27 protein-coding genes and 1 tRNA gene are annotated in these 24,424 nt (G+C 62.9%); 9 read left to right on the top strand and 19 right to left on the bottom strand.

Features of this window, described 5'->3' with window-relative positions; all coding sequences use genetic code 11:
- The first annotated feature begins 111 nt into the window (after positions 1 to 111).
- Positions 112 to 1,017 (top strand): LysR family transcriptional regulator, encoded by a 906-nt coding sequence (locus C3F42_RS18355; protein ID WP_046853704.1) that lies wholly within the window; start codon positions 112 to 114, stop codon positions 1,015 to 1,017.
- 32 nt (positions 1,018 to 1,049) lie between these two features.
- Here C3F42_RS18355 and C3F42_RS18350 read toward each other — a convergent pair whose 3' ends face one another.
- Together C3F42_RS18350 and C3F42_RS18345 are read right to left on the bottom strand one after the other, a co-directional pair.
- A complete protein-coding gene (locus C3F42_RS18350) occupies positions 1,050 to 1,955 on the bottom strand; it encodes a TauD/TfdA family dioxygenase (RefSeq protein WP_104444718.1) in 906 nt (301 codons plus the stop codon).
- A gap of 28 nt (positions 1,956 to 1,983) precedes the next feature.
- The gene (locus C3F42_RS18345; RefSeq protein WP_104444717.1) at positions 1,984 to 3,024 is read right to left on the bottom strand and encodes an ABC transporter substrate-binding protein; all 1,041 of its coding nucleotides are present in this window, start codon (positions 3,022 to 3,024) and stop codon (positions 1,984 to 1,986) included.
- A 299-nt stretch (positions 3,025 to 3,323) separates the two neighbouring features.
- On the opposite strand from C3F42_RS18345, the gene C3F42_RS18340 reads away from it, so the two are divergent.
- From C3F42_RS18340 to C3F42_RS18330, 3 genes are all read left to right on the top strand, one after another.
- Positions 3,324 to 4,907: an ABC transporter permease gene (locus C3F42_RS18340; RefSeq protein ID WP_256586204.1), complete on the top strand. Its 1,584-nt coding sequence runs from the start codon at positions 3,324 to 3,326 to the stop codon at positions 4,905 to 4,907.
- Complete coding sequence (locus C3F42_RS18335) at positions 4,904 to 5,767, top strand: ABC transporter ATP-binding protein (RefSeq protein ID WP_104444716.1); 864 nt, start codon at positions 4,904 to 4,906, stop codon at positions 5,765 to 5,767. Before C3F42_RS18340 ends, C3F42_RS18335 begins: the two co-directional genes overlap by 4 nt.
- A gap of 85 nt (positions 5,768 to 5,852) precedes the next feature.
- Positions 5,853 to 5,929, top strand: a tRNA-Arg gene (locus tag C3F42_RS18330).
- A gap of 219 nt (positions 5,930 to 6,148) precedes the next feature.
- Here C3F42_RS18330 and C3F42_RS18325 read toward each other — a convergent pair.
- The 11 genes from C3F42_RS18325 to C3F42_RS18275 all read right to left on the bottom strand — a co-directional run bounded on the left by C3F42_RS18325 (position 6,149) and on the right by C3F42_RS18275 (position 13,459).
- Positions 6,149 to 6,580 carry a hypothetical protein gene (locus tag C3F42_RS18325; RefSeq protein ID WP_104444715.1) on the bottom strand — a complete coding sequence of 144 codons (432 nt, stop codon included), beginning with the start codon at positions 6,578 to 6,580 and terminating at the stop codon, positions 6,149 to 6,151.
- A 51-nt stretch (positions 6,581 to 6,631) separates the two neighbouring features.
- Positions 6,632 to 7,219: a tail assembly protein gene (locus C3F42_RS18320; protein ID WP_104444714.1), complete on the bottom strand. Its 588-nt coding sequence runs from the start codon at positions 7,217 to 7,219 to the stop codon at positions 6,632 to 6,634.
- 2 nt (positions 7,220 to 7,221) lie between these two features.
- Positions 7,222 to 7,584, bottom strand: a complete 363-nt coding sequence (locus C3F42_RS18315) for a hypothetical protein (RefSeq protein ID WP_104444713.1) — start codon at positions 7,582 to 7,584, stop codon at positions 7,222 to 7,224.
- 381 nt (positions 7,585 to 7,965) lie between these two features.
- A complete protein-coding gene (locus C3F42_RS18310; protein ID WP_104444712.1) occupies positions 7,966 to 9,090 on the bottom strand; it encodes a phage major capsid protein in 1,125 nt (374 codons plus the stop codon).
- 9 nt (positions 9,091 to 9,099) lie between these two features.
- Positions 9,100 to 9,774: an HK97 family phage prohead protease gene (locus C3F42_RS18305; RefSeq protein WP_104444711.1), complete on the bottom strand. Its 675-nt coding sequence runs from the start codon at positions 9,772 to 9,774 to the stop codon at positions 9,100 to 9,102.
- Positions 9,775 to 9,951: 177 nt separating this feature from the next.
- A complete protein-coding gene (locus C3F42_RS18300; protein ID WP_104444710.1) occupies positions 9,952 to 10,152 on the bottom strand; it encodes a hypothetical protein in 201 nt (66 codons plus the stop codon).
- A complete protein-coding gene (locus C3F42_RS18295; protein ID WP_104444709.1) occupies positions 10,149 to 11,441 on the bottom strand; it encodes a site-specific integrase in 1,293 nt (430 codons plus the stop codon). The genes C3F42_RS18300 and C3F42_RS18295 overlap by 4 nt, the downstream gene beginning before the upstream one ends.
- Positions 11,442 to 11,679: 238 nt before the next feature.
- A complete protein-coding gene (locus tag C3F42_RS18290; protein WP_158659575.1) occupies positions 11,680 to 11,880 on the bottom strand; it encodes a hypothetical protein in 201 nt (66 codons plus the stop codon).
- 262 nt (positions 11,881 to 12,142) lie between these two features.
- The gene (locus C3F42_RS18285; RefSeq protein ID WP_104444707.1) at positions 12,143 to 12,547 is read right to left on the bottom strand and encodes a MarR family transcriptional regulator; all 405 of its coding nucleotides are present in this window, start codon (positions 12,545 to 12,547) and stop codon (positions 12,143 to 12,145) included.
- Between the two features lie 67 nt (positions 12,548 to 12,614).
- The gene (locus tag C3F42_RS18280; RefSeq protein ID WP_104444706.1) at positions 12,615 to 13,262 is read right to left on the bottom strand and encodes a hypothetical protein; all 648 of its coding nucleotides are present in this window, start codon (positions 13,260 to 13,262) and stop codon (positions 12,615 to 12,617) included.
- On the bottom strand, positions 13,259 to 13,459 hold the full coding sequence (locus tag C3F42_RS18275) for a helix-turn-helix domain-containing protein (protein ID WP_104444705.1): 201 nt from the start codon (positions 13,457 to 13,459) through the stop codon (positions 13,259 to 13,261). Before C3F42_RS18275 ends, C3F42_RS18280 begins: the two co-directional genes overlap by 4 nt.
- A 178-nt stretch (positions 13,460 to 13,637) precedes the next feature.
- Here C3F42_RS18275 and C3F42_RS18270 point away from each other — a divergent pair, with 178 nt between their 5' ends.
- A complete protein-coding gene (locus tag C3F42_RS18270) occupies positions 13,638 to 14,186 on the top strand; it encodes a hypothetical protein (RefSeq protein WP_104444704.1) in 549 nt (182 codons plus the stop codon).
- Here C3F42_RS18270 and C3F42_RS18265 read toward each other — a convergent pair whose 3' ends face one another.
- On the bottom strand, positions 14,187 to 15,398 hold the full coding sequence (locus C3F42_RS18265) for a site-specific integrase (RefSeq protein ID WP_104445321.1): 1,212 nt from the start codon (positions 15,396 to 15,398) through the stop codon (positions 14,187 to 14,189). It lies immediately after the preceding gene.
- A gap of 267 nt (positions 15,399 to 15,665) precedes the next feature.
- Positions 15,666 to 17,516 carry a DUF3857 and transglutaminase domain-containing protein gene (locus C3F42_RS18260; RefSeq protein ID WP_104444703.1) on the bottom strand — a complete coding sequence of 617 codons (1,851 nt, stop codon included), beginning with the start codon at positions 17,514 to 17,516 and terminating at the stop codon, positions 15,666 to 15,668.
- Positions 17,517 to 17,735: 219 nt separating this feature from the next.
- Here C3F42_RS18260 and C3F42_RS18255 point away from each other — a divergent pair, with 219 nt between their 5' ends.
- Both C3F42_RS18255 and C3F42_RS18250 read left to right on the top strand, forming a co-directional pair.
- Positions 17,736 to 19,466 (top strand): dipeptidase, encoded by a 1,731-nt coding sequence (locus C3F42_RS18255; RefSeq protein ID WP_104444702.1) that lies wholly within the window; start codon positions 17,736 to 17,738, stop codon positions 19,464 to 19,466.
- 146 nt (positions 19,467 to 19,612) lie between these two features.
- On the top strand, positions 19,613 to 20,050 hold the full coding sequence (locus tag C3F42_RS18250; RefSeq protein ID WP_023629224.1) for a CBS domain-containing protein: 438 nt from the start codon (positions 19,613 to 19,615) through the stop codon (positions 20,048 to 20,050).
- Positions 20,051 to 20,056: 6 nt separating this feature from the next.
- On the opposite strand, the gene C3F42_RS18245 is transcribed toward C3F42_RS18250, so the two are convergent.
- The 3 genes from C3F42_RS18245 to C3F42_RS18235 all read right to left on the bottom strand — a co-directional run bounded on the left by C3F42_RS18245 (position 20,057) and on the right by C3F42_RS18235 (position 21,526).
- On the bottom strand, positions 20,057 to 20,695 hold the full coding sequence (locus C3F42_RS18245; protein ID WP_023629225.1) for a hypothetical protein: 639 nt from the start codon (positions 20,693 to 20,695) through the stop codon (positions 20,057 to 20,059).
- A 70-nt stretch (positions 20,696 to 20,765) separates the two neighbouring features.
- Positions 20,766 to 21,008, bottom strand: coding sequence for a DUF2789 domain-containing protein (locus tag C3F42_RS18240; RefSeq protein WP_023629226.1), 243 nt, complete (start codon positions 21,006 to 21,008; stop codon positions 20,766 to 20,768).
- 59 nt (positions 21,009 to 21,067) lie between these two features.
- Complete coding sequence (locus tag C3F42_RS18235) at positions 21,068 to 21,526, bottom strand: aminoacyl-tRNA deacylase (RefSeq protein ID WP_023629227.1); 459 nt, start codon at positions 21,524 to 21,526, stop codon at positions 21,068 to 21,070.
- 96 nt (positions 21,527 to 21,622) lie between these two features.
- On the opposite strand from C3F42_RS18235, the gene C3F42_RS18230 reads away from it, so the two are divergent.
- Together C3F42_RS18230 and C3F42_RS18225 are read left to right on the top strand one after the other, a co-directional pair.
- Positions 21,623 to 22,966: a nodulation protein NfeD gene (locus C3F42_RS18230; protein WP_104444701.1), complete on the top strand. Its 1,344-nt coding sequence runs from the start codon at positions 21,623 to 21,625 to the stop codon at positions 22,964 to 22,966.
- Positions 22,967 to 22,969: 3 nt separating this feature from the next.
- A complete protein-coding gene (locus C3F42_RS18225; protein ID WP_094010925.1) occupies positions 22,970 to 23,722 on the top strand; it encodes a slipin family protein in 753 nt (250 codons plus the stop codon).
- A 66-nt stretch (positions 23,723 to 23,788) separates the two neighbouring features.
- Here C3F42_RS18225 and C3F42_RS18220 read toward each other — a convergent pair whose 3' ends face one another.
- A complete protein-coding gene (locus C3F42_RS18220) occupies positions 23,789 to 24,421 on the bottom strand; it encodes a LysE family transporter (protein ID WP_023630587.1) in 633 nt (210 codons plus the stop codon).
- Between the last annotated feature and the right edge of the window lie 3 nt (positions 24,422 to 24,424).

Here is a 24,424-nt window from a genome sequence, read left to right as displayed (position 1 = left end):
TTAAGAGATATAAATATTTGTAATTCATATTTTGTGGAATAAGAGACTCCCTTTATAAGGTTCCCAACCCTTCCCAGCAATTGCATTCCACCGAAAGTTTCCATGTAGAAAATGCATATCGACCTGCGCCAGCTCCGCCACTTCATCGCCCTTGTCGAGCACCGCAGCTTCGTCGCCGCGGCGGCTGCGGTGAACCTTTCGCAATCGGCTTTCAGCCGCAGCATCCAGACGCTGGAGCACAACGTCGGCTGCCGCCTGGTCGACCGCGCCAGCAAGGAACTGGCGCCGACCCGCCAGGGCCTGCTGGTGCTGGAACATTCGCGGCGCCTGGTGCATGGGGCGCACAACCTGGTCAACGAGATCAACCAGTTCAACGGCGCCACCACCGGCGTGGTGCGCTTTGGTTCGGGGCCGGCGCCCGCCGGCGGGCTGGTGCCGCGGGCGGTTGCACGCTTCGTCGCCGAGTACCCGGCAGCGCGCACCTGCTTCCAGGTGGACAATTGGCAGGCCTTGAACCGCCGGCTGATCGCCGAGGAGATCGAGTTCTTCGTCGCCGACACCCGCCAGTTCGAAGCCGACCCGGATTACCAGGTGCACAAGCTCACCCCACAACGCTGGCATTTCTGCTGCCGCGCCGGGCATCCGCTGACCGAGCGTGGCGAAGTGCGGGCGCAGGACCTGTTCGACTATCCGCTGGCGACCACCTTCCGCCCGCCGAATATCCGCAAGATCCTCAGCGACCTCAGTGGGCGCCAGGACTTCCTGCCCAGCGTGGAATGCGAGCATGGCTATGCGCTGCTCAATGTGGTGCTGCACTCGGACACCATCGGCATTGCCTGCAGCGCAAACCTGCGGCCGTATGAAGGGCTGGTGGCGCTCAAGCTGGCAGACCTGGCGCCGGAACAGGAGGAGGCGTTCTACACCCGCTATGGGGTGGTGAGCCGGGTGGGGTATGGCTTGTCGGCGCTGGCGCAGGGATTGGTGAGGCAGTTGGTGGCCTGTGACGCCGAGTTGTAGCGAACAGGGGCCGCTTTGCGGCCCCAGCGGTTTCAGCCCTTGCGCGTGGTCCGGCTCAGTTGCCCATCCACCCCCACCGGCACCTCGCCAGCCAGGGTCACGCGGCGCACGATGCGCGGCTGCGTACCGTAGTCATCCACCGCATAGTGCTGGGTTGCGCGGTTGTCCCAGATCGCCACGTCCCCGGCCTGCCAGCGCCAGCGCACGGTGTTTTCCAGGCGTGTCACATGCCCCTGCAGTACCGCGAACAGATGCTGTGAGTCGGCCAGCGAATAGCCCTTGATGCGTTTGACGAAATGCCCCAGTTGCAGCACGCGCTCGCCACTGACCGGATGCACGCGCACCACCGGGTGCTCGGTCTCGTACACCGTCGAAGTGAACACCTTGCGGTAGCGCTCCAGCTTGGCCGGATCGACATCCGGTTTCACGCTGGCGTAGTCGTACTCGTTGCTGTGCACCGCCCACAGCTGGTCGGCCAGGGCACGCAGCGGTTCGGGCAGTTCCTGGTAGGCCGCAGCGGTGTTGGCCCACACCGTGTCGCCACCGGAGGCCGGGGCCACCACGCTGCGCAGGATCGAGGCCTTGGGGTAGGCATCGACGAAGGTCACGTCGGTGTGCCAGGAGTTGGCCCGCTGCCCCTCGGCGCCATCGAGCTGAAGTAGGTAGCTGGTGCCGTCGACCACGGGCACCGTGGGGTGGGCGATCGGCTCACCCAGCAGTTGGGCGAAGGCCTCCTGGCCGACGTCATCGAGGTGATCCTGGCCACGGAAGAAGATCACCTTGTGCTGCACCAGCGCCGCCTGGATGGCGTCGATAGTGGCCGGATCAAGGTCGGCGGACAGCTTGATGCCGCGAATCTCGGCGCCAATGCGCCCGGCAACGGGGTGGATATCGAGTTCGAGGGTTTGCGGCGCGGTGGCCAGTGCGGCGTTGCTCATGGTCGTGCTCCTCAGGGTTGTTGTCGGGTCAGCGGGCGGCCTGGACGGCCTGGTCCTGTTGCAGGGCGTGATCGATGAAGCGTGGTTCGACCCAGTCGGATACCTGGAAGCCACGGCGGATCAGGCGCTCCTTGGCGGCCAGGTCGACGCCCTGTTGCAGCAGGCCGACGAAGCCAGCGTCCAGGCGTGGGTCGAAGTATTCGGCAAGGTTTTCCTCGGCCAGGTCGTCGCGCAGGATCGACTTCGGCCAGTTGGCGGTATTGGCCACGAGGTCCACATAGGCCTCGCGGTTACGCTCGTCGCGCAGCCACTTCGCCGCCTGCTCCTGGGCATTGACCAGGCGCTGCACCAGGTCAGGGTGCTGGCGAATGAACGCGCCGGTGCCGAGCAACACCGCTTGAGTACTGCCGGCCCCTTGCAGGTTGCGTGAGTTGACCGGCAACTCGACCAAGCCCCGCTCGCGCAGCGACAGCAGGTTGGACAGGCCCCAGGTGGCGTCGATCTGCTTGGCGGCCAGGGCGGCATTGGCGGCGTTGAAGTCGAGGTTGATCACTTTCAGTTCACGCTCGGACAGCCCCTGGCTGGCCAGGGCACTGGCGAACGACAGCTGGTTGGCGGTGCCGCGGAACACTGCCACGCGCTTGCCCTTGAGATCCTGCAGGCTATGGATGCCCGAGCCCGGCACCACGCCGAGGTAGCTCTTCACGCCACGCACCCCAGCCGACAACACGCGGGTGTCGAGGCCGCTGGCCTTGCCGATGATCGCGGCCAGGTCGCCCAGGTAGGCGAAGTTCGCCTGGCCGTTGGCCAGGGCTTCGTTGACCACGGGGCCTGCGCCCTTGAAGAAGCGCCAGTCGATGCGGATGCCGTCCTTGGCAAACTCTTTCTCCAGCAATTGCTGGTCGCGCAGCACGTCCACTACGCCGCCGGCGCTGGGCTTGCTGCCGGCGCTGAGGTCGGGCACGGCGATACGGATCACATCCGGCTGGGCGGCATGGGCTGCCACGGGCACGGCACTCAACAAGGCGGCGAGCAACGGGCTGAGCAGGTGGCGGAAGGTGGTTCTCATGGCAAGGCTCCTTGGCAGGCTGCCACCGGCGATGGCCGGCGCTATGGGCCAGAAGCTAGGCAGGTCCGGTTAGAACCTACAAAGATCAAAACTTCATTTTTTAGTAACCATAAGACATAACCCAGGCGCCATGCGGGCCTGCGACGGGCTTGCAGGAAACGCATGGAAAATATGAGGAAAACGCAACGGGACGGGGCTTTCGCATGCACCAGTCACATGCTCTTATCTCTTGAATGCAATTTATGTGAATTTTTAATTCCATAAACGAATAAACAAGGAACGGTTTGGGAGATGCCCCAATGAGCGAAGTCTTGAGCGCAAGTCCGCGGCGCCTGTGGAGGCCGCTACGCGGCCCTTTTGCGACGCAAGGCCGCGCCTACCTGCCGTGGATCGTGCCGTTGGCGGTGGCGGCCTTGTGGGTCGTCGCCAGCCGTGAGCACTGGATGAGCGAACAGATCCTGCCCGCCCCCGCGCTGGTCTGGCAGAGTGCGCTGGAGTTCGGCTCCGGCGAACTCTGGGGCCACCTGTGGATAAGTCTGCAGCGCCTGATCTGGGGGCTGCTGGCAGGAATCGCCAGCGGCCTGCTGTTGGGCACCTGGCTGGGCGGATCGCGACGGGCGCAGACTCTGGTGCTGCCCACCTTCGTCGCCCTGGCGCAAATCCCGACTTTGGCCTGGATCCCGCTGTTCATGCTGTTCTTCGGCATCGGCGAGCTGCTCAAACTGGTAGTGCTGGTCAAGGCGGTGGTGGTGCCGGTCACGCTGCACACCCTGGTCGGCGTGCGCGACGCCCAACCCAAACTGCGCGAGGCCGCCGCCGTCCTGCGCCTGCCCCCTCACCTGCTGTTCCTGCGCCTGTTGCTGCCCGCCGCGCTGCCGGCGTTTCTCGCCGGTGTGCGACTGGCCCTGGCCACTGGCTGGACCTCGCTGCTGGCTGTGGAACTGCTGGCCTCCAGCGAAGGCATCGGCTACCTGATGGTCTGGGGGCGGCAGTTGTTCATGCTCGACCTGGTGTTCCTCTGCATTCTGCTGATCGGCCTGGTCGGCGCACTGATGGATCGCGGCTTCTCGCGCCTGGAACGCAGCCTGTTGCACTGGCCGCAGCCGGCCACTGGCGAGCAGTTGCGCGGCCAGGTGCCACGCGGCTGGCAAAGCCTGCTGCTGCCTGCGGGGCTGTTGCTGCTGTGGCAGGCCGCCAACAGCCTTGGCTGGGTCGATGCCAACATCCTCTCCTCTCCGCTGGATGTGCTGCGCAGCCTGTACGCAGGCCTGCTCGACGGTTCGTTACCCGAGGCCCTGCGCCTGAGCCTGCAACGCACCCTGGCCGGTCTGTTGATCGGCGGTGGCGCGGGGTTCGCCCTGGGCCTGCTGCTGGGCCTGTCAGCCAACGCCGAGCGCCTGCTCGGCCCAAGCCTGTCGGCGTTGCGCCAGGTGGCGCTGTTCGCCTGGGTGCCGCTGCTGACTGCCTGGTTCGGCCTGGGTGAAGGCGCCAAGCTGGTGTTCGTCGCGCTGGCGGCGTTCTTCCCGCTGCTGATCGCCACCCAACGCGGCATCGCCAGCCTCCCGCCACAGCTGGGCGAGGCGGCGCAGGCCCTGCGCCTGGACCTGCCGCACCGGCTGCGTCTGCTGGTGTTGCCCGGCGCCGCGCCGGCGATCTTCGCCGGGCTGCGCCTGGCGCTGATCTACGCCTGGCTCGGCACCATCGGCGCCGAGTACTTCATGCCTTCGGACGGCGGCATCGCCAGCCTGATGATCGGCGCCCAGCAATTGTTCCGCATGGACCAGGTGATGGCCGCCATGGTCCTGATCGGCCTGGTCGGCGCCCTGCTCGGCCACCTCGGCCAACGCCTCGAATCGCGCGCCACGCGCTGGAGATCCGCATGAATGCCTTCATCACCCCGGCCCTGCACGCGGCCAACCAAGCTGATGCCACACCGCCGCTGGTCAGCTTCGAGAAAGTCGGCAAGACCTTCAGCGTCGACGGCCAGCCGTTCGAAGCCATTCGCGACTTTGACCTGTCGATCGAACAGGGCGAATTCATCGCCATCGTCGGTTCGTCGGGCTGCGGCAAATCCACCCTGCTGCGCCTGCTGGTGGGCCTGGACAACGACTACAGCGGCCAGATCCGCGTCGATGGCCAGCCAGTCAACGGCATCGGCGCTGAACGCGGCATCGTGTTCCAGGAGCACCGCCTGTTTCCCTGGCTGACAGTGGCGCAGAACATCGGCCTGGGCCTGGTCAATGAGACACTCACTCAAGGCGAGCGTGCCCGGCGGATTCACGAGTACGTGCAACTGGTGGGGCTAGTCGGTTTCGAATCGGCCTATCCGCACCAACTATCCGGCGGCATGGCCCAGCGCGTGGCCATCGCCCGGGGGCTGGTGGCCAGCCCGCGCATTCTGCTGCTGGACGAACCCTTCGGCGCCCTCGACGCTTTGAACCGCCAACAGCTGCAGAATGAACTGCTGGCGATTCGCGAACGCTCGGGGATTACCATCCTGCTGGTCACCCACGATGCCGAGGAGGCGACCTACCTGGCCGACCGCGTGGTGGTGCTGGAACCTCGTCCCGGGCGGATCAAGGCCGTAGTGCCGATTGATCTAACGCACCCGCGCCAGCGCACCGGCGTGGGGTTACATGGGTTGCGGGAAAAGGTCCTGCAGCAGATCACCGGGGATGATGGGTATCTCAAGCCGACAGGCCAACGAGTGGAGGGGCTGCGACCGGAGCTGATCGCGCTATGACGGGCGCCCGCTGTCCCTTGGGAAAACACTCCATAGATCAAGGCCATGGACGCCACCGAATCAGATGGGTATCATGCGCCCCGTTGCACTCGTAGCTCAGCTGGATAGAGTACTGCCCTCCGAAGGCAGGGGTCGTGGGTTCGAATCCCGCCGAGTGCGCCATGAATTCCGCCACTCCTGTGGATTCGCGCTACCTGGGACAACAGCCCGTGACAGCAGCGTGACAGCAAAAAGCCCCGACGACCGGGGCTTTTTTGTGCCTGATGCGTCAGGTTTCGCGCCTCTCGAAATCCTGATGCGTCAGGTGGTGCCCTCAAATTTGAGAATACCTACCGTTTCACGACGGTGAGATCAGTGAAACACCTGCCTCCTGGGCGCTTGTTAGATTGAGCTTGGGCGAATATCCACGCCATTCTGCCCAGTGATGCGGAACCGCTGCGTTTCGCCTGCGCCTACCTCGGCGGTTATCTCCTTGAGCTGCTGCCCCATCTGCATCGCGCACAAGCCACTTCCCTGGTCATCTCCATCGATCCCGACGAAATGCCGGCCGGGGGTCACCCAGAACGTGGCAACCTCGCCGGTATCCATCCTCGCCGCCTTCCTGCCATCTATGACCACCTTAGCCATACAGCCACCGGAAGCCCAGTAACCCGCGTCCCGAGTTACAACCAGCCTGGCTCCTGGCTGCACCTGCGCCTGATGGGAAAAGAGCCGCTGTGCAGGCACGGCCTTTGCCGTTTCTGGGTCGACCGGCGTGCTGGTGCAGGCGGTAAGGAATGCGGCCGCAGTGGCCGCCAGCATGATCCTGTGCATTTCGAGTCCTCAGATTGACCAGAAGACAGTACACGCCTGCACCCTGCCGATCTAGGCCTTGTCCTCGGCGTAAACCGAGGCCGAGATGATCGCCCCACCCCAGCGCCGTTCACCGATGCAGATCGGTACCGGGTTGCCGCTAGCGGTTGTATTGCTCGCGCTGCCGAAAGCGTAGGACGGCCTGTTCTCAGGCGCCGCGCTTTGCGATAGCCCGCGTGCCTGCGGACTGAGCATCTGGAGTACCCCACCAGCGGCAATAGCGATGCCGGCCGCCATGGTGGACCCGCCAGTGAACGGCGCGGCGATGACCAGGGCAACACCAATGATTGTCTGCAGCAGGCCAGCGCGCTTACTTCCCTCAATCACCGGGACGATACGCACCTCGTTCACTCCGCCGCGGGAGAACTCATCCGCGCCTACGTTCTTTCGGTTCCTGAAAATCGCGAACCGCATACCCAGCGCCTCCAGGCGCCTTATCTCCTGGTCAAACCCCGCCACTGTTGCCTTCAGGGCTCGGAACACTTCCCAGGTGTTCTTGCCATCCAGCAGGTAGTCCTTCTTCCGGAAGAACTTGCGGATCAGCGGGCCGGACAGGTAGACAGTGGTCGTTGACGGGGCGTCATGGGCAATTGAAGCCATCCCTATTTCTCCTCTGCGCTGGTGGCCAGCACGACACCGAGACGGCAAGCCAGCAGCGAGCGCGACATGCGGGCCTGGTCACGAATCAGCTGCTCGTAGTCGGGGTCTGGGTTCCAGGCGGCGCTGCAGCAAGCTGAATACGCCCTGGCTCCCCTGAAAGTGCCTCTGAGCAGGTCTGCGGATATCCGGGCCTCATCCTCGGTGAAGAATGGCCCGTCGAGCTCTACGTGCTGGCCGTCGCGAACGCACTCGACGTTCCAAACGTCATAGCCGCCGACGGCCTTCGGGTTGTCGGCGAAATCAGTGGTCGTACAGGCGTGCAGAAATCGATCTTGGAAAGTCTGGGTAGCGGGCTGAATGGTCATCGCTAGGGTCACCTCTGGATGTTAAAGCCACGTGTTAAAGCGTTAACATTTCAGGTTAAAGCTGTTAACAGCTTTAACACCGCCCAGAGCACCGAAACCTGCTTGAAAGCCACGTGGTGCGGGACTCAGAGCCTCATGCACGTTCGGCATGGTGTTAACCCGGCTTTAACACTTTTTGTTAAAGGGGAAAAAAATCTGTGCGTGGGGTCGGAGGCGGTCTAGCTCCGGGCGAGCGCCCATATTTCGACCGCCCCCCACCCTTGGTGATGTTCGGTGCCTGCCACCAGCTGGAGTATCGCTTGAGTGCTGCGCAGGCTGTCGGGGTTGACTTCGGGGCACTGACCGACTGATCCCCACCAGGATGCCCTGGCCACATTGCTGTCAGGGTGTCGGGGTCAGGTCGACCGATCGCACGGCGTCCTTCGCGAACACGGCCAGACCTGCCCGCAGCTCGGCCAGCAGCGTAACCAGGTTCGTCACCAGGTTGTCGCGGTCGAATCGGCTGGCGATGACGGTAGGCTGCATGCGGTCCAAGATACGCACGTGCGCCGGGTCGATGAGCAGGCTCTTGCCGCGGGCGAGACTTGGGCTTTCCACCACCACGTTCTTCCACAGCGTTGCATTCGCCGGGTCTTGTGGGCCGCCCAGCAGGTAAAGACCGTCCGCGCTCTTGCTTGACTGGATGGCGAACCAGTCCATCGGGTTCATCAGCACGACGCTCGGCTTCCAGCCCTCGGACTTCATCGCCGCCGCCGCCTCACCGACACGATCGGTAGGGGTGGTTGCGATGGTCGGGGTGTAGGGGATTGCCTGTTGCAGGAGGCCCAGGATTTTGCCGGTGCCGCCGGCGCCGTTGATGATTTCGCCCTCCAATTTGGACAGCAGGCCGTAGCCCAGCAGGTTGGCGATGTAGGAGCTCAACGAGGCCTCATCATCGAGCACCTGCACGGATGCACGGGTCCAGTGCGCAATGGTCTGGATGCTGGTGGAGGCCAGCTCAAGGCCGATGTTCGACTCAGCTTTGAGCTCGCCTTCCTTCAGTTGGTAATCGGCGTTGTTGTCGAAGCTCTCGAGCTGTGTGAACTCGTAGGTACCACCACTTACTGGGATGGTGGACAGCACCTCCAGCAGCTGGAATGCAAGGCGCGGGTCGTTCTGAATACCCGCCGCTCGCTCGGCCTGGCCGCTGTACTCGCTGTCGCCAGCTTGTCCACGCCCCGAGTTGACCAGTGCCTTGATGCTCACACCGGGTAGCTCAACCCGGCCCGAGTCTTTCGCGCCGCCGCGCATTGCTTCCATGCCCTGGGATTTGGCGAAGGTCTGCAGGGCTGTCTTCGTAGTGCTTGGCGCCGGAGCCCCGCGCAGCCGGACGCCCTTCATCTCCAAGTCGGCCAGGCGATCAGAGACCTGGTCAATGTTGGTCTGCACATCTTCAATCTTGCCGGCCAGGCCCTTTACGGCAGTGCCGTGGTCTTCAACTGCTTTGGTGAGAAGCTCGAGTGACATATGGATTCCTCAAAGACCCTGAAGGGTCGCTGTGATGTTCTGGAGTCTGGCCGCGATCTGGGCCAGTTCTGCGCTGTTGTCGGCCTGCTCGTCTCGAACAAGGCTGTTCCAGCCGCCCGCCATCAGCCGCTTGGCTTCGCGAGCAGAAAGCCCCAGCACATCACGTGCGGCGCGTTCGAAGTCCCGAGGATTCGGGTTACTAGGATCGAAAGCGCTCTTCACGCTGACAATCCGGGCGTTGGGGTTGGCGGCGACGGCCACAAGGCTCACCTCCACCAGGTCAATCTGTTTCAACAGCCGTGCACCGCTCACCAGGACAGCCCCGCCCGGCGGGATGGTGTACCCGATGCTCAACGCCAAGGCTCCGTCCTTGGCCAGCGCATGTGCTGCTTTGGCCTGAGGAACGTCCAACGTGAGGCGGCCGGCAGACAGCAAGCCCTGGTCATCCTCGGCAAAGGACTCCCAGACACCGACAGGGTTTGTTTGGTCATGCTGCCAGAGCAGCGCGGGGCGAGTGCCGGCGGCGGCGTGCTTGGCCAGGCTCTCGATGAAAGCGCCGGGGGCGATCACATCGCCATGGGCGTCTGGGTCACCACCAAAGGTGCTGGCATAGCCGGTGAAACTGCCCACCGCCTGATCGGCGGCGAACTTCAATTGCAAAGGCGCGGTTTGGAATGGGCGCATAGGTTCTCTCTCAGAGCAAATAGGATCATTTGCCGCTCAAGGAACGCATCACGCGCAACTGGGACGGGATACAGCACATCACGTGCTGTATGGGCGTCCAGTATACACCAACTACTGCCGCGTGAAGCGTCATTTTGCGGGTCTATAAGACTGGGAATCGATGCAGGCGGGCGCGACTCATGAGGTCTTGGGCAGCCCGAGTTCGGTCGCGATTCGATCAAGGCTGTGTCCCTGGTCGAGCGCCCGCTGCGCATCGAAAACCAGCTGCCGGATAGCCCTTTCTTCGAAGGCCTTGGCCATCACGTCCGCCTTCTTGGCGATCATCAAGGCCAGCGCCTGAGGGAATGGCTTGCGCGGCAAGCGGTAATCAGTGTTCATTGCATGCTCCTCTGTGATGCATCCGGGTTCCCGCTAGAGGCCTCGTGGTCTGTGGCCTGCGTCGGATTCTGTGAAAATTCGTATCTCGGGTATGTCTCGCCTGTGAGTGCGCTCAACCCGAGCCCGTCTAAATGGTCGTGCCAGCGCTCCAGGGCTTGGCGCTTGAGGGCTTCGGCGGTGGTGTGGATGTAGGTGGCGTCCATGTTGCGCAGGGCGTGGTTCACCAGCATCTCGCCCACCAGGTAATCCACGCCCAGGTCCATCCAGCAGGTGCGGGCGACCTTGCGCACGTCGTGGCTGGTCCACTGGCGGGCGCTCAGCTCGGCAAACACCTGGCTCGCTGCAGTGGCGCCCAGTGGCCCGCGCCGGCGTGCCGGGAACAGGCAGGCGCCTCGGTAGCCCTGGGCGGCCTGCTGGACTTGATGGCGGGCCAGTAGTGCGCAAGCCTGGCGGGTCAGCGGTAGCGTGTGGTTCTGCTTGGTCTTGGTGTCGTCAGCGGGGATGAACCACTGGCCGGCCTGCAGATCGACGTTGCGCCACTGTGCGCTGCGCGTCTCGCCCAGGCGTGTACCGTGGCACAGCATCATCAGCGCCAGCATGGCGTCACCGGGCCGTGCTTCGCTCCAGCTCGCCAGCTTGGCCAGCAGATCGGGCAAGTCCTTCTCGCGCAGCCGTGACGACTTAGGCTTGATCCGCACCCCGACGAAGTCCCCGAAGCGCAGCGCGCCCATGGGATTACTCTCGATCTTCCCGAGCCGGTGCGCCTTGCGCATGGCCACCGCCAGCACGTTGAACACCAGGCGCACGAACGACGGGGCATAGCGCTCCTGCAACGGCCACATCAGGCGCTGGTCAAGTGTGGCCTTGCTCACCTCGAGCAAAGGCAGGTCATTTAGCCGCGGCGCAAGGTGACAAGTGATGGCCGACTTCGCGCCGGCCTTGCGCCTGGCTGACAAGTTACGGTCGCGCAGCATGCGATCCAGGTACCAGTCCAGCAGCTCCCCGGTACAGCTCCAGGTACCGGTCAGTGAAGTGGCCTCGGCGTCCACAGCACGGCGGGCCAGTATGGCCGGCAGCGCGGCAAGCATGGCCTTGGTGGTCAGGCTGGGGAAGTCGCCGGCCTTGCCCCACTTACCCCTGAAAACAACGTGCCAGGCGCCCCGGGTGCGGTCCACGGTGGAGAATCGGAAGCGCAGCTCGGGGAAGCGTGGGTCGCGCAACTGGCGCACGCCCTGGCAGGCCTGTTTACGTATCTCGGCGTCAGTGAAACTTATGTGCTTTGTGGTCATCCTCTCCGGCCTCCAGCCCAAAAAATCAGGGGTTGCCTAGGTGCCGATTCGGACCTGCTGAGCCGAATCAGACCAAATCGCCGGTTTCGGCAGTCCACTGTGGTGTTTCCTGCACACTGTGGCGCGGGCAACACGGTGGACGATGGCTCGCTGCGATCTCGGCGAGTACTCGGCGAATGCACCCCGGCACCTGCTGCCCCCGGCAGGAAATGCCCCCGGCACCATATGCCGCCCTGCATCAGCTGGACCCCGTGCCGTGTGCGACACCTCGTTCACCCGGCGCCAGGCAATCAAGCGCCAACTGCTTGGGCGCGTTGTCGACAACCAGATGCAGGTGGCCTCCCATCGTGCTGGCCTGGGCAGCGAGCAGTTGCGGTTTCACGAACACCGCGCACTTGCGGCAGCAGCCAGCGGCAGTCCACGGAAGCCAGTCGAACACCAGGAACGTATACCCGCCCGCTCGCTTGCATCCGGCATCAGCCAGCGATCGGCACCGGGCTTGCTCTGTCTTAACTCTGCGCATTCCAAATCCCTGTGGTGGTAATAGTTATAAAGGGGCTCAATTTTTGAAGCTGGAACTGCGCCAAACAGGCGGGTAAGGCTTCAAAAATTGATGCGTTATTTGCCTTCAGCAGCTCGAAAACCTAGGGAAGGCTTCAAAAAATCGCGCCTATGACTTCAAAAAATGAAGCCGGTAAACATCAGCCGGCCAGGCGCCGCGACGCGGTGTTAGTCGGGCCGATCTCTAACCCTTTCCCCGGGCATTCGTGTATTGGCAACCAGGTCAACGCATACAGCGCGCACCTGGCCCCTTCCCGCCCCTTCATGTTCGTTCTGCTCTTCACGATTAGGTTTCGCTCCTGCAGGCCTTGCAGCGATTTGGCGAGCGTTCCTTCGGCCATGCCGCCCCGCTCCTCCATCATCGAGTGCGTGGCTGCCAGATCGCCGTTGTTGTTCCCGCGGTACTGCGAGAGCAGCAGCATGAAAACGCGCAGCTCCGAACCAGTCATCGTTATGAAGTCGGGGTGTTCGCCCAGCAGCCTGGGGATCATGTACGCGCCACGACCTCCCCAATCTGAGTCGCGGCGGGTCTTCCTCTTGGCCATCAGGACCTCGGCGCAGTGCCATCCAGGCGCGAGCCGGTCCGACCGTTGTCAACGTTCGCTCGATATGTCACGATGGTTTCCTCTCGTTGGTGCCTACCAATGCGATCTCGCCGGAGAGGTGCTGCAACACCGACTCCTGCAACTGTTCTACCGACTCGGCGCTTTTGGCCCGGCCCGCAGGGTCAGGGCGCCGCGTTACCTCAAACAGAACATCCCCTACCCAAGTCTCGACAATCTCCAGTTCACCCTCCCCGTGGATGTATTTCCGTCGACCAAAGAGCGCGCTATTCGTCTCTGTGCAGTCGCTTAGCCACCGATCGTGATCCGCTGCACTGCCTACAAACCGCTCGCGCACCCAGTCGGGCAACTCTCGACGCGCTCGCATTTCGTTGAGCATCGTCCACCATCGAGTTGCATGCTTTCGCTCAGCGTCCACCAGATCTGCCAGTACCTGGCGCTGCTCGGGATCAAGTCCAACCACCGCCAGCTCAGGAACTGAATCAGGTTTCATCCTTGATCGCGGCGAAGCCTGGCCGCGCAGCTCAACCAGGTCAGAGCTGTAGTAGCCCTGCCGCGTGGCGATGGTGCCAAGCAGGTTTCCATCTCCATCGGTCAAGGCAATTGCATCGGCCCCAATGTCAACCACAGACACAGCGCCGGACAGCCTCAGCTCCCCCATGAAACGCCCCGACGAGTCCACAATATCGATCGTCATTTGCTGTTCTCCTTCGCCACCCGGTTGATCCAAGCCTCAAGCTCCTTCATCAGGATCAGCCGACGCTTTCCTGACTTGAATGCCTGCAGCTCTCCCTTGGCGATCGCGCTGTAGATAGCGCTGCGGCTATGACTGGTGAGCCGCGCTGCATCCTCTGGCCCCACTGCCATTGGCTGTATTGGTGCTGCTGTTTCCATAGGTGCCTCCTCATGTCATGTACTGCAATGTCTTACACAAACCATAGCCTCGTGTGTGATGACATGTCCACACATTTCTGACATGTGGAGCCACTGCAATACACGGAGTGACACGTATCGACACAGAATGCTTTGGTGTGCCATGCTCTCTAGATTTCCGGCTGAAGGAGGTGGAGCAATGGCAAAGGCGCCAGTAAACAGGACCAAAGCAGACACGCTTTCGTTACGCGTATCCCCAGACCTTAAGTTCGGACTTGAACTACTAGCGAAACTTGAGGAGCGGTCGCTAACTACAATAGTTGAGAGGTCATTACGAACAACTTTCTACACAAAAATTGTTCCATTCCAAACTTTTGGGACGAGACTTGACCCGGCCGATTACCCTGAAATCAGATACAGCGAACTTCTTACTTACATATGGTCGCTGGACGGTCCAACGCGATTGTTTCGCACAGTCGCTGCACTACCAGGCACGGTTACAGTAAAGGACGTATCTCTTATCGAGCTGATTACTGAAAACACATACTTTGATGGTGAGGACCGTATAGGCTTCGCCGTTACTGGAAGTGAACACGACAAGCTGCTGTCAGCCCTGATGGATATATTCTGGAATGGGTTTGGTGGGGTGAATATGGAGAGGATTCGTCGGAATTGGGCGCGGCTCAACTACGTGGTCGATGAGGCGTTTGCTACTGGTCGCTACCCAGAAAACCCGGCCTGGGACTGATCAAAGCAGTTCTACAGCGGCGGCCTTGGTGTCCGGTGCCAAGTGGGCATAGCGAAGCGTCATAGCTATGTCCGAATGCCCCAGAAGTTCACGCACAGTGTTCAGCGCCACACCGGCCATCACCAATTTCGACGCGAACGTGTGCCTCAAGTCGTGCCACCTGAAGTTTTCGATATTTGCTAACTTCAATGCCCCAAGCCAACTCTTTTTTACGTTATCTAGCCGCCCCGCGCTTTTCGCCGGAAACACGAATCCCACTCGAACAATATCACCGCGCCACGCCTTCAATACTGCAAGCGCTTCTTTGTTCAAGGGAATATGGCGAGTCTGGCCAGACTTTGAGGTTTCGCCCTCTACTGTGAGAAATTTCCCCTGAAAGTTCACATCATGCCAGTGCAAGTTGAATACTTCACCACGACGCATGCCGGTATTCAGTGACAGCAGCACCAGAGGTTTCAGGTGGTCGGCGAACTTGGCAGCACGCAGATCTGGCAGCAGCTCCCGGTTGCGAGCGGTGCGCCAGGCGTTCGCGCTGTCGCGGTCTGCCCGAATGCCCTCCTCGCGCTCCTCCAAGGCTTTGCGCAGGGCCTGCTCCTCGGCCAGGTCCAAATAGCGCACCCTACCGCGCCCATCGACCTTGAGTCGCCTCACCTTCGCCAGCGGGTGCTCGGGTAGAACGCCCCACTCGACGGCACGGCTCAGCAGGCCTTTCAACCTGGTGACGTTACGGTTTGCTGTGGCCGGCGAGCGGCCGGCGGCTAACCAGCCGGTGCGCACCTGCTCGATGCGCTTCTGCGTGACCTGGTCCAGGGGCAGCGCCAGTAGATCGGCGAAGCTGTGGCGTATGGCGCGCACGCTGTTGTCGCCGTCGCGCTGGTGCGCCAGCGCCCAGGGCTCGAACTGGTCGCGCAGGAACGCATCCAGCGTCGGCATGGCGTCGGATAGCCGTGCCTGGGTGATCGCCAGGGGCTCGCCGTGCTCTTGCGCCTCGGCTAGGTAACGGGCAGCCTCCCGGCGGGCCTGCTCGAGTGTGACGACGTTCACCCGCCCGAGGGTGGCTGTCTTGTTCCTGCCCCAGGTGACCATGTAGCTCATGTGGCCGGACGGAAGCACCCGGATGCACAGGCCTGGCTGTTGGGTGTCGTGCACGCGGTAGGCCTTCTCCTGGGGCGCCAGGGTGGCCAATAGCTTGGCGGTGAACTTGGTCTTCATGGCGCTCCAGATCCGTGACAGCAGGGTGACAGCAAAAAGCACTATACCGACCTGTATATCCATACACAACCATACGACAAGGCCCAACGAATACGGGCATATCCCCGTAAATACTGGACCTCGTTTCGCCCTCCGAAGGCAGGGGTCGTGGGTTCGAATCCCGCCGAGTGCGCCATGACATCAACCGCCACCCAGGTGTTTGCACGGTGACGGTAAAAGCAAAGCCCCGCTCAGATCACTCTGGCGGGGCTTTTGCGTTTCCGGGCCTCAGCCCTGCACGATGATCTGGCCTTGCAGGTCCCTGACCATGGTTTCAATTACCGGCTTCATCGTCTTGAACTCTTCAGGCGTGCACACCGCCTTCGGATGCTTGAACTGCATGCGCCGCTCGACCACCACGGCGTTGCCATCGCGAGTGTAACGGGCACTGTAGTCGAAGCTACCTTCCTTCACGGCAACGGCCTTGGGCGTCGCCAGGACAGTAACTTCGGCAGGGAACTCGAAGCGTGCCTTCTCCACCGCTTCGTTGGAAATGCAGACGAAGCCTTGGGTGCGTTCGTTTTCGGCGGCAAAGCCATAGACCATTTGCGAGATACCGCCGACCAGGCTGCTCAGTGCCGGAAGCCCCACTGGCCCTGGCAGGTTCACCAGGTTCTCGGTATGACCTTCGACCTGGCTGTGGAAGTGCTCCGGCGCCACCGATGGCTGGATCAGGATCTTGCCGCTGCCCCGCTGCCCGTAGGCATTGAGCACCTGCTCGACCATGCGGTCGAGGTCGGCCGGCCTCATCGAGTTGGCGCCATAGCGGTTGACCTCGCTGGACCAACCCTCGATCGTCGAAGCGCCGGTGAAGTCCGCGGCGCCCGTGCCCTTGACCTTGAACAGCATCTCACCGACCTGCTTGCCGAACTGGTAGGCCGGGGTCTTGCCAAACGCGCCCGAGACGGTCAGCAACGTCGTCTTGTCCAGGTCCATCAGCGGCAGGTAGCCGGCGGCCACCGACGGGTCGGTCGAGTCCAGGTACAGGTCCAGGCTCGGTACGTAGGTCAGCACATGGTTGAGCACGCCCAAGGTCGGCACCTTGGGCAGGTGGTAGGCGTTGCCGAGGTTGACCAGGGCAGGCGAGCTTTCGATGGCTGCGGCCTTGAGCAATGCCTCGAGCAGGGCGACATGGTCCTTGCAGTCGCCATAGCGGTTGTCCAGCACGCTCTGCGCCGAATGCGGGACCACCCCGCCGGCACCGACATAGACCGCCACGTAGCGGATGTTCTCACGCACCCAGTCGCTGAGCTTGAGCGCCTTGGCCCGGGCATCGGGCAGGTTAGCCGTCAACTGCTCGGATAGTGCGGCGATGGCTGGTGTCACTTCCACGCCGGCGCGCGCCTGGTAGCTGGCGGCAAGCCCTGCGTAATCCTTGAAGGTCGACACCGCGAGGTACTGGCCGTAGTCCAGGTAGGACACGGCGCTCGCCTCGATCCTGCCCCTGTCGGCGGGTACGAAGTCCCAGCGGTAGACCTTGCGGCCCTTGCCGGCCTTGGGCGTGGACGCCTTGAAGCCACGAGCATCAGCGTACAGCGGCAGATCCGCCGGCAGGTCGTAGATCAGCGAGAATTGCCCCACGGGGTGGAAGTCCGGGCCGGTGAGGTCCTCGAAGTGGCCGGGGAACAGCGCAGTGCTGCGATGGCGCTTGTAGCGCAGCACCAGGCGATCGCCGACGGCCACTTCCGGGAAGATCACCACCTTGACCCGAGAGTCCTGGAACATCGGCGCGTAGGTGGACGCCTGCTCCTGCTGCTCCTTGATCTGCGAGGCATCGACCATCACCTTGCGCCCATCAGGCTTCTGGGTGAAGGCTTCGTCGACCTCCAGGGTTTCGTACGAGCGGTTATAGCTCAGCGGCTCCTGCGCCTTGGTCTGGATGGCCCGCTCTTCGTTGATGCGCGAGACCGACTCGACCGCTACCTGGAAGCTGCCGTCGGTCTGCACGGTGAAGGTCTGCACGACCTTTTCCAGGGTGACAGAGTGGTCAGTGCCATCGTCCCGTGCCTGGGCGGGCGTGATGCAGGCAAGGGTGAAGGCCAGCACCCCGGCCAGGGGTGCAAGGTAAGACGTGAACATGAGGATCCTTCTCTCGTAAAACGGGTTATTACAAAAAACGCTAATGATACGCATTTTTGTCATAAAGCTGCAGGCCGCGCCGTAGATGAAAGCTTGCACGTTTGTGCAGAAATGCACATTGCCACCTCTCCCGCGCCGGTAGTCATTGGTGATAGCGTGGGCATCTTCCGTTTGCGTAAACGGTCGCCCTCCACCCCTTGCAAAGGAATGCGCACACCCATGCCATTTACCAAGCTATCCGCCGCATCGCTCCTGCTGGCCAGCGTGGCCATGTTCTCGATCCCGGCCCAGGCCAACCTCTCCCAGCAGCAGTCCGCCGCCATCATCAAGGCCTACGACGGCAGCGACCCGGCCGACTTCAAGCAGTTCCTCGGCAAGCTGGCCGGCAGCGACCTGGCCAAGGCCGACAAGCTGGACGACACCCTCAAGCTGTACCTGGCCGGCAAGCCCCTGGCTGCCGAGCAGCAGGACGAGATCAACCGCCTGCTGGGCCTGTACACCCGCATCAAGTACGGCAAGGCCGCAAAGGAGACCCTGCGCGAGCTGGTAGAGATCCCGACCGTGCGCAAAGAAGGTGTGCCGCAGCACGAGAACCCGGAGTTCCTCAAGATCGCCGACAAGATCAAGGCCCTGGCCGAGGGCTTCGGCCTGCAGTTCCGCAATATCGACAACCGCGTCTACGAGATCACGTTGGGCGAAGGCAAGGAAGTCATCGGTATCCACGCCCATGCCGACGTGGTGCCGGTCACCCCGGAAAACTGGAAGCTCAAGGACGGCACCAAGCTCGACCCGTTCAAGGTCACCCTGGTGGGCGATCGCATGTATGGCCGCGGCACCGAGGACGACAAGAACGGCATCGTCGTCGCGCTCTACGCGCTGAAAGTAGCCAAGGACGAAAAGCTGCCGCTGGCGCGCCAGTTCAAGCTGCTGGTGGACACCACCGAGGAAACCACCGGTGATGCCATCCCCTACTACTTCGAACGCAACGCCACCCCTGACTACAACCTGGCGCTGGACGGCGGCTACCCGGTAGTGATCGCCGAGAAAGGCTATGGCACCGTCATGGCTACCTTCGCCAAGCGTGCCGGTGATGGCAAAGGCGCCGAGGTGATCAACCTCACCGGCGGCCTGGCCACCAACCAGATCCCCGGTAGCTCGGTGGCGACATTGACCGGCGACAAGCCGGCCGAACTGGCCAAGGCCCTGGAAAAAGCCGGCGCGGCCTACGTCAAGCGCCATGGTGGCGACTTCAGCATCGACGCCAAGGTCGACGGCAAGCAGGTGCTGCTGACCGTGACCGGCGTATCGGCGCACTCCTCCGAGCCCGAGTCCGGGGTCAACCCGGTGGCGCGCATGCTCGACTTCCTCAATGGCCTGGGCAAGGACGTGCCGCTCAAGCACAACCACATCACCGACGCCGCCCGCTACGCCGCCGACAACTGGGGCCTGGACTACCTGGGCAACAAGCTTGGCGTGGGCTTCAAGGACGACTTCATGGGCCCGCTGACCACCTCGTTGACCTTCGTCGGCCTGGATGACAAGGCGCTGAAGCTGGCGGTGAACCTGCGCATTCCCAAAGGCAAGTCGCTCGACACCCTCAAAGGTGAGATCTCCGGCAAGCTCGACAGCTGGGTTGCCAAGAGCCAGACCAAGGTGGCCTTCGACTACAGCATGGACGAGCCGATGTACCGCAACCCCGAGGGCGAGTGGGTCAAGGCCCTGCTGGCCGTGGCCAGCGAGAACCTGGGCATGAAGCACGAGTACGGCACCTCCGCCGGCGCCACCTCGGTGCACGACCTGCCCAATGGCGTGCAGTTCGGCCTGGCCATGCCGGATGTGAAGTACACCGGGCACAACGACAACGAGTTCAAGACCGTGGAGCAATTCATGCTCGACCTGCAGATCGTCAGCGAGATGGTGGCGCGGATCGGGCAGATGCCGAAGCTTTGATGATTCACCCGGGGCCGCATTGCGGCCCCTTGCCACGATGACGTTTTTCAATCACCTCGATGCCGTTTCCTGCATTGCCGTGCAGAGCGCCGTGCCGGATGCTTTATTTACTCCGACACCGCGCTTTTTCACCCACCGAGGCCCGTATGAAGAACGTCGAACAAATCCTCAAAGCCAAGTCCCAGCATCAGACCGTCTACACCATCAGCCCTGATGACTCGGTGCTGGATGCCTTGAAGCTGCTGGCGGAGAAGAACGTCGGTGCATTACCGGTGATGGAAAACGACCAGGTCGTAGGCATCGTCAGCGAACGCGACTATGCCCGCAAACTGGTGCTCAAGGGGCGCTCATCGGCTGCCACGCCGGTACGGGAAATCATGAGTTCGCCGGTAGTCACCGTTGAGCCCAAGCAGAACCTCGAGTACTGCATGAACCTGATGACCAACCGCCATCTGCGCCACCTGCCCGTAGTGGATAACGGCAAGCTGCTGGGGCTGTTGTCGATTGGCGACCTGGTGAAGGAAACCATCGCCGAGCAGGCCAACCTGATCCTGCAGCTCGAGCAATACATCCGCGGCGAATGATCCCGCCTAGTGGTAAGCGCGCTCCAACTCGTCCAGTTGATGGTCGAAGCTGCGCAGGCGCGCCGACCAGGTGTACACCAGCACTTCCAGATCGCGATTGAGCACGGCGGTATTGCCGCCATCGCGCACCGGAGCATCGCACAGGTCCAACTGGTAGCGCTCGCGGGCCATCGCCGTGGCCACGCTGGACAGGTCGCGGGCATTGGCCAGCCAGTGATGGTGGTGGTCGTGCACCTCGCGGTCTAGCTCCCGGCACTGGCGCTTGAGGGCGTCGAGGCTTTGCTCCAACGGTGTGCCCTTGAGCTCGCCCATTACCTCCTCGAAGGTGCGCCCGGAGTGCCAGTAGCTGCCCCAGAAGTAGCGGTCGAACACCGTCTCGACCCGGCGCAGGGCAACCTTGGTGTTCCAGATGGTCAGCAACGTTCGCCCCTGGGCCACCTCACGCTTGTTCAGGTGCAAATGCTGCCAGGCGATCCAGGCCAGGCCGCAGAGCGCCACCGCCGCGGTAACGGCGGCGGCGGCATAGAGAAACTGCACGGCCTGGTTCATCTGGTGGGTGTGCCGGATACCGTAGAAGTAGCCGGCGGTCAGGGTGCCCAGGATCGTCACGGTGCACCAGAATCCTGGTGCGTAGGGATCTTTCATTGCGCCATCCCCTCTTGTTTTACCTGAGCATAGCAACGGCCCGATCACCCATCAGGTGCCGCTCGGCGCTTTATTTGCGGGGGCGACGCAGTGCTTCGTTGAGTTGGTCGAAGGGTACCGCCCAATCGGCGTCCTCTATGATGCTTTCCTTCAAAAAGGTTCTTTGCGCCTCGGTCCAGAACGGTGCGTCCACCAGCTTGATCTCGTTCTTCAACGGCGAATGAGTGGTGATGAACTGGTCGATGCTGGTGGCATCGTCCGCCAGCCCCAGTTGCTTGAACAGGTCGGCGAATGGATGGTTCGGTGCTTCCATGATTCCTCCTCGGGCCGGGCGGGTCGTCCACGACGCCAACCCGGCGTTGGTTGCGAGCATCAGCTCAATTCGCGCACTTCGGCGTGCGGCACCAGCTTCAAGTATTGCTCCATGCTCATGTGGATCAGATGATCGTGGTCACCTGCCTCGAGGTAGACATCGCCCTGGCGGGTAAGACTCCGGTCGAGCAGCATGGGAATGTTGTAGGCGTCGCCCAGGGCCGGGATGGCGCCGCGCTCGCAATCGCCGAACAGGCTCGGCAAGTTGCTCTCGCGCGTCAGCTGCCAGGCGCCGGTCATGCGCACCTCGGTCATGTCCAGATGCCGGTTGGCCGGCAGCACGGCCATGATGAAGTTGCCATGGCGGTCATCGAGCATCACTGACTTGGCGACCCGCTCGGCGGGTACGCCGGCCGTGCGCGCCGACTCCAGGCTGGTGGCCGAATGGGGATGGGGAATGATGTCGTAGTCGCAGTTGGCCTGGTCCAGGCGCTGCTGAAGGGTCTTGGCCATACGCATGATGCACCTCCGGTTTTGCCCCCATCCACAAGTTTAGGTCGTGGCTCGACAGCCAAGGCTAAACTTCAAGGACGGGTCCGCATGAGGTGACGACAGGTGATCGCCCAGCGCTGGCGCATGCTGCTGTTGCTGTTGGTCCTCGGCTTCGTGCCGAGTGGCCAAAGCGCGCCTGGCGCAAATGTATGGCTGTTGAGCGTCGATGATGCCATCGGCCCGGCCAGCGCCGACTATCTGCTGCGTGGGCTGGACCAGGGGCAGGCACAAGGCGCGCAACTGGTGGTGATCCGCCTCGATACTCCCGGCGGGCTGGACAGCGCCATGCGCCAAATCATCAAGGCCATTCTCGCCAGCCCCGTGCCGGTGGCCACCTACGTCGCCCCGGGTGGCGCCAGGGCAGCCAGCGCCGGCACTTACATCCTCTACGCCAGCCATATCGCGGCCATGGCCCCGGGGACCAACCTCGGCGCCGCGACGCCAGTGCAGATCGGCGTCCCCGGCAAAGCTGAACAACCCGCCACGAACAGCGAAGAAGGCGCATTGGCACGCAAACAGGTCAATGATGCTGCGGCCTACATCCGTGGCCTGGCCCAACTGCGCGGGCGCAACGCCGACTGGGCGGAGAAGGCCGTGCGCGCGGCCGTCAGCCTGTCGGCCAGCGAAGCGCAGCGCTTGCAGGTAATCGACCTGATCGCCAACGACCTCCCCGACCTGCTGCGACAGCTCGATGGCAAGTCACTGCTCGTCGCAGGCCAGACCGTGCAACTGCGCACCCATGAGGCCAGTGTGACCGAACACCTGCCTGACTGGCGCACCCGCCTGCTCGCAGTGATCACCAACCCCAGCGTGGCGCTGATCCTGATCATGATCGGCGTGTACGGCCTGCTGTTCGAATTCATGAATCCTGGCTCCGGGGTCGGCGGCGTGGTCGGCGGCATCTGCCTGCTGCTGGCGCTGTATGCCCTGCAACTGCTGCCGGTGAGCCATGCCGGGGTGGCGTTGATCCTGCTCGGGGTGGCGTTCATGGTCGCCGAGGCGTTCCTGCCTAGCTTCGGCGTGGTCGGCTTCGGCGGTATCGTCGCCTTCGTCGTCGGTGCGGTGATCCTGATGGACACCGATGCCCCCGGCTTCGGCATTCCGCTGGCGCTGATCATCAGCCTGGCTGTGCTCTCGGCGCTGTTGCTCGGCGGCGTGCTGGGCATGGCGCTGAAAGCGCGCCGGCGCGCCCTCGTCAGCGGCGATGCCGGACTGGTGGGCAGCCTGGTCACGGTGACGCAGGTGCGCACCGACAACCCGTTCTGCGGCTCGGTACAGGCCCAGGGCGAACAGTGGCAGGTGCAGTGTGCGACACCGCTGCAACCTGGCCAGCACGTGCGGGTGACGGCCCGTCATGGCGTGACCCTGGAGGTCAGCGCCACTGCGCCCACGGCGCAAGGAGAGTAGACGATGTTGATGCAATTCGGTTTCAGCGCCGTGCTGGTGCTGCTGGCCATACTGCTGCTGTCGGCGCTGCGCATCCTGCGCGAGTACGAACGCGGTGTGGTGTTCCAGCTCGGGCGCTTCTGGCAGGTCAAGGGCCCGGGCCTGATCATCCTGATTCCGGGGATCCAGCAGATGGTGCGCGTCGACCTGCGCACCGTGGTGCTCGATGTGCCACCCCAGGACGTGATCACCCGCGACAACGTCTCGGTCAAGGTCAACGCCGTGCTGTACTTTCGCGTGCTCGACCCACAGAAGGCGATCATCCAGGTCGAGGACTTCCTCGCCGCCACCAGCCAGTTGGCCCAGACGACACTGCGGGCGGTGCTCGGCAAGCACGAGCTGGACGAACTGCTGGCCGAGCGCGAACAGTTGAATTCGGATATCCGCGAAGTGCTGGACGCGCAGACCGATGCCTGGGGCATCAAGGTGGCCAACGTCGAGATCAAGCACGTCGACCTGAACGAATCGATGGTCCGTGCCATCGCCCGTCAGGCCGAAGCCGAACGAGAACGCCGGGCCAAGGTGATCCATGCCGAAGGCGAGCTGCAGGCGTCGGAGAAACTCATGCAGGCGGCGCAGATGCTGGGCAAGGAGCCGGGGGCGATGCAACTGCGCTACATGCAGACACTGGGATCGATTGCCGGGGACAAGAGCTCAACCATCGTGTTTCCACTGCCGGTGGACTTGCTCAAGGGGCTGGTGGATCGTCAGCGCTGAACCCATTCGCGGGGCCAGGCTGCTCCCACTGAACCGTAGGAGCGGGCTGGCGCCGCGATGACGAACTCAGATGGGCGCGCGACGCAGGGTGGCGAGGAATGTCGCCGCGCCAATGAACAGTCCGGCAAAGGTACGGTTCAGGCGCTTCTGCTGCTTCGGCGTGCGCAACAGACGCAGCACCCGCGAAGCCAGGCCGGTGTAACCCGCCATCACCAGCAGGTCGACGCTGATCATGGTCACGGTGATCGCCACATACTGGGGCAGCAACGCCTCGTGCGGGTTGAGGAACTGCGGCAGCACCGCGAGCATGAATACCAGCGCCTTGGGGTTGCTGACGTTGACCAGGAAGCCTCGGAACATCAGGCTCAGCGGCTTGCCGATAGGCCGCACGCCAGACTCGTCGCTCATGTCCATCGGCAAGGCTTGCCATTGCTTGTAGGCGAGGTAGACCAGGTAGGCTACACCGAACCATTTGATGACCTGGAAGGCCGTCGCAGAAGCGGCGAGGATGGCGCCGACACCGGCGGCGATGACGGCGATCTGCACGATCAGGCCCAGTTGCAGCCCCAGGGCGTTCCAGTAACCACGCCAGAAACCGTACTGCAGCCCGCTGGACATCGAGGCGATCGCCCCGGCACCCGGCGACAGGCTGATCACCCAGCACGCGGCAAAGAAGGCCAACCACGTTTCCATCGACATCGC

This window comes from Pseudomonas sp. PONIH3 (genome assembly GCF_002934345.1).
Taxonomy (GTDB): domain Bacteria; phylum Pseudomonadota; class Gammaproteobacteria; order Pseudomonadales; family Pseudomonadaceae; genus Aquipseudomonas; species Aquipseudomonas soli.
Note: the sequence above shows the minus strand (reverse complement) of the source record. Positions and strands in the feature narration are given on the sequence as shown.

Coding starts and splice junctions, on each gene's coding strand:
- C3F42_RS18355 (WP_046853704.1), top strand. CDS start 112: ATGCATATCGACCTGCGCCAGCTCCGCCACTTCATCGCCCTTGTCGAG.
- C3F42_RS18350 (WP_104444718.1), bottom strand. CDS start 1,955: ATGAGCAACGCCGCACTGGCCACCGCGCCGCAAACCCTCGAACTCGAT.
- C3F42_RS18345 (WP_104444717.1), bottom strand. CDS start 3,024: ATGAGAACCACCTTCCGCCACCTGCTCAGCCCGTTGCTCGCCGCCTTG.
- C3F42_RS18340 (WP_256586204.1), top strand. CDS start 3,324: ATGAGCGAAGTCTTGAGCGCAAGTCCGCGGCGCCTGTGGAGGCCGCTA.
- C3F42_RS18335 (WP_104444716.1), top strand. CDS start 4,904: ATGAATGCCTTCATCACCCCGGCCCTGCACGCGGCCAACCAAGCTGAT.
- C3F42_RS18325 (WP_104444715.1), bottom strand. CDS start 6,580: ATGCACAGGATCATGCTGGCGGCCACTGCGGCCGCATTCCTTACCGCC.
- C3F42_RS18320 (WP_104444714.1), bottom strand. CDS start 7,219: ATGGCTTCAATTGCCCATGACGCCCCGTCAACGACCACTGTCTACCTG.
- C3F42_RS18315 (WP_104444713.1), bottom strand. CDS start 7,584: ATGACCATTCAGCCCGCTACCCAGACTTTCCAAGATCGATTTCTGCAC.
- C3F42_RS18310 (WP_104444712.1), bottom strand. CDS start 9,090: ATGTCACTCGAGCTTCTCACCAAAGCAGTTGAAGACCACGGCACTGCC.
- C3F42_RS18305 (WP_104444711.1), bottom strand. CDS start 9,774: ATGCGCCCATTCCAAACCGCGCCTTTGCAATTGAAGTTCGCCGCCGAT.
- C3F42_RS18300 (WP_104444710.1), bottom strand. CDS start 10,152: ATGAACACTGATTACCGCTTGCCGCGCAAGCCATTCCCTCAGGCGCTG.
- C3F42_RS18295 (WP_104444709.1), bottom strand. CDS start 11,441: ATGACCACAAAGCACATAAGTTTCACTGACGCCGAGATACGTAAACAG.
- C3F42_RS18285 (WP_104444707.1), bottom strand. CDS start 12,547: ATGGCCAAGAGGAAGACCCGCCGCGACTCAGATTGGGGAGGTCGTGGC.
- C3F42_RS18280 (WP_104444706.1), bottom strand. CDS start 13,262: ATGACGATCGATATTGTGGACTCGTCGGGGCGTTTCATGGGGGAGCTG.
- C3F42_RS18275 (WP_104444705.1), bottom strand. CDS start 13,459: ATGGAAACAGCAGCACCAATACAGCCAATGGCAGTGGGGCCAGAGGAT.
- C3F42_RS18270 (WP_104444704.1), top strand. CDS start 13,638: ATGGCAAAGGCGCCAGTAAACAGGACCAAAGCAGACACGCTTTCGTTA.
- C3F42_RS18265 (WP_104445321.1), bottom strand. CDS start 15,398: ATGAAGACCAAGTTCACCGCCAAGCTATTGGCCACCCTGGCGCCCCAG.
- C3F42_RS18260 (WP_104444703.1), bottom strand. CDS start 17,516: ATGTTCACGTCTTACCTTGCACCCCTGGCCGGGGTGCTGGCCTTCACC.
- C3F42_RS18255 (WP_104444702.1), top strand. CDS start 17,736: ATGCCATTTACCAAGCTATCCGCCGCATCGCTCCTGCTGGCCAGCGTG.
- C3F42_RS18250 (WP_023629224.1), top strand. CDS start 19,613: ATGAAGAACGTCGAACAAATCCTCAAAGCCAAGTCCCAGCATCAGACC.
- C3F42_RS18245 (WP_023629225.1), bottom strand. CDS start 20,695: ATGAAAGATCCCTACGCACCAGGATTCTGGTGCACCGTGACGATCCTG.
- C3F42_RS18240 (WP_023629226.1), bottom strand. CDS start 21,008: ATGGAAGCACCGAACCATCCATTCGCCGACCTGTTCAAGCAACTGGGG.
- C3F42_RS18235 (WP_023629227.1), bottom strand. CDS start 21,526: ATGCGTATGGCCAAGACCCTTCAGCAGCGCCTGGACCAGGCCAACTGC.
- C3F42_RS18225 (WP_094010925.1), top strand. CDS start 22,970: ATGTTGATGCAATTCGGTTTCAGCGCCGTGCTGGTGCTGCTGGCCATA.
- C3F42_RS18220 (WP_023630587.1), bottom strand. CDS start 24,421: ATGTCGATGGAAACGTGGTTGGCCTTCTTTGCCGCGTGCTGGGTGATC.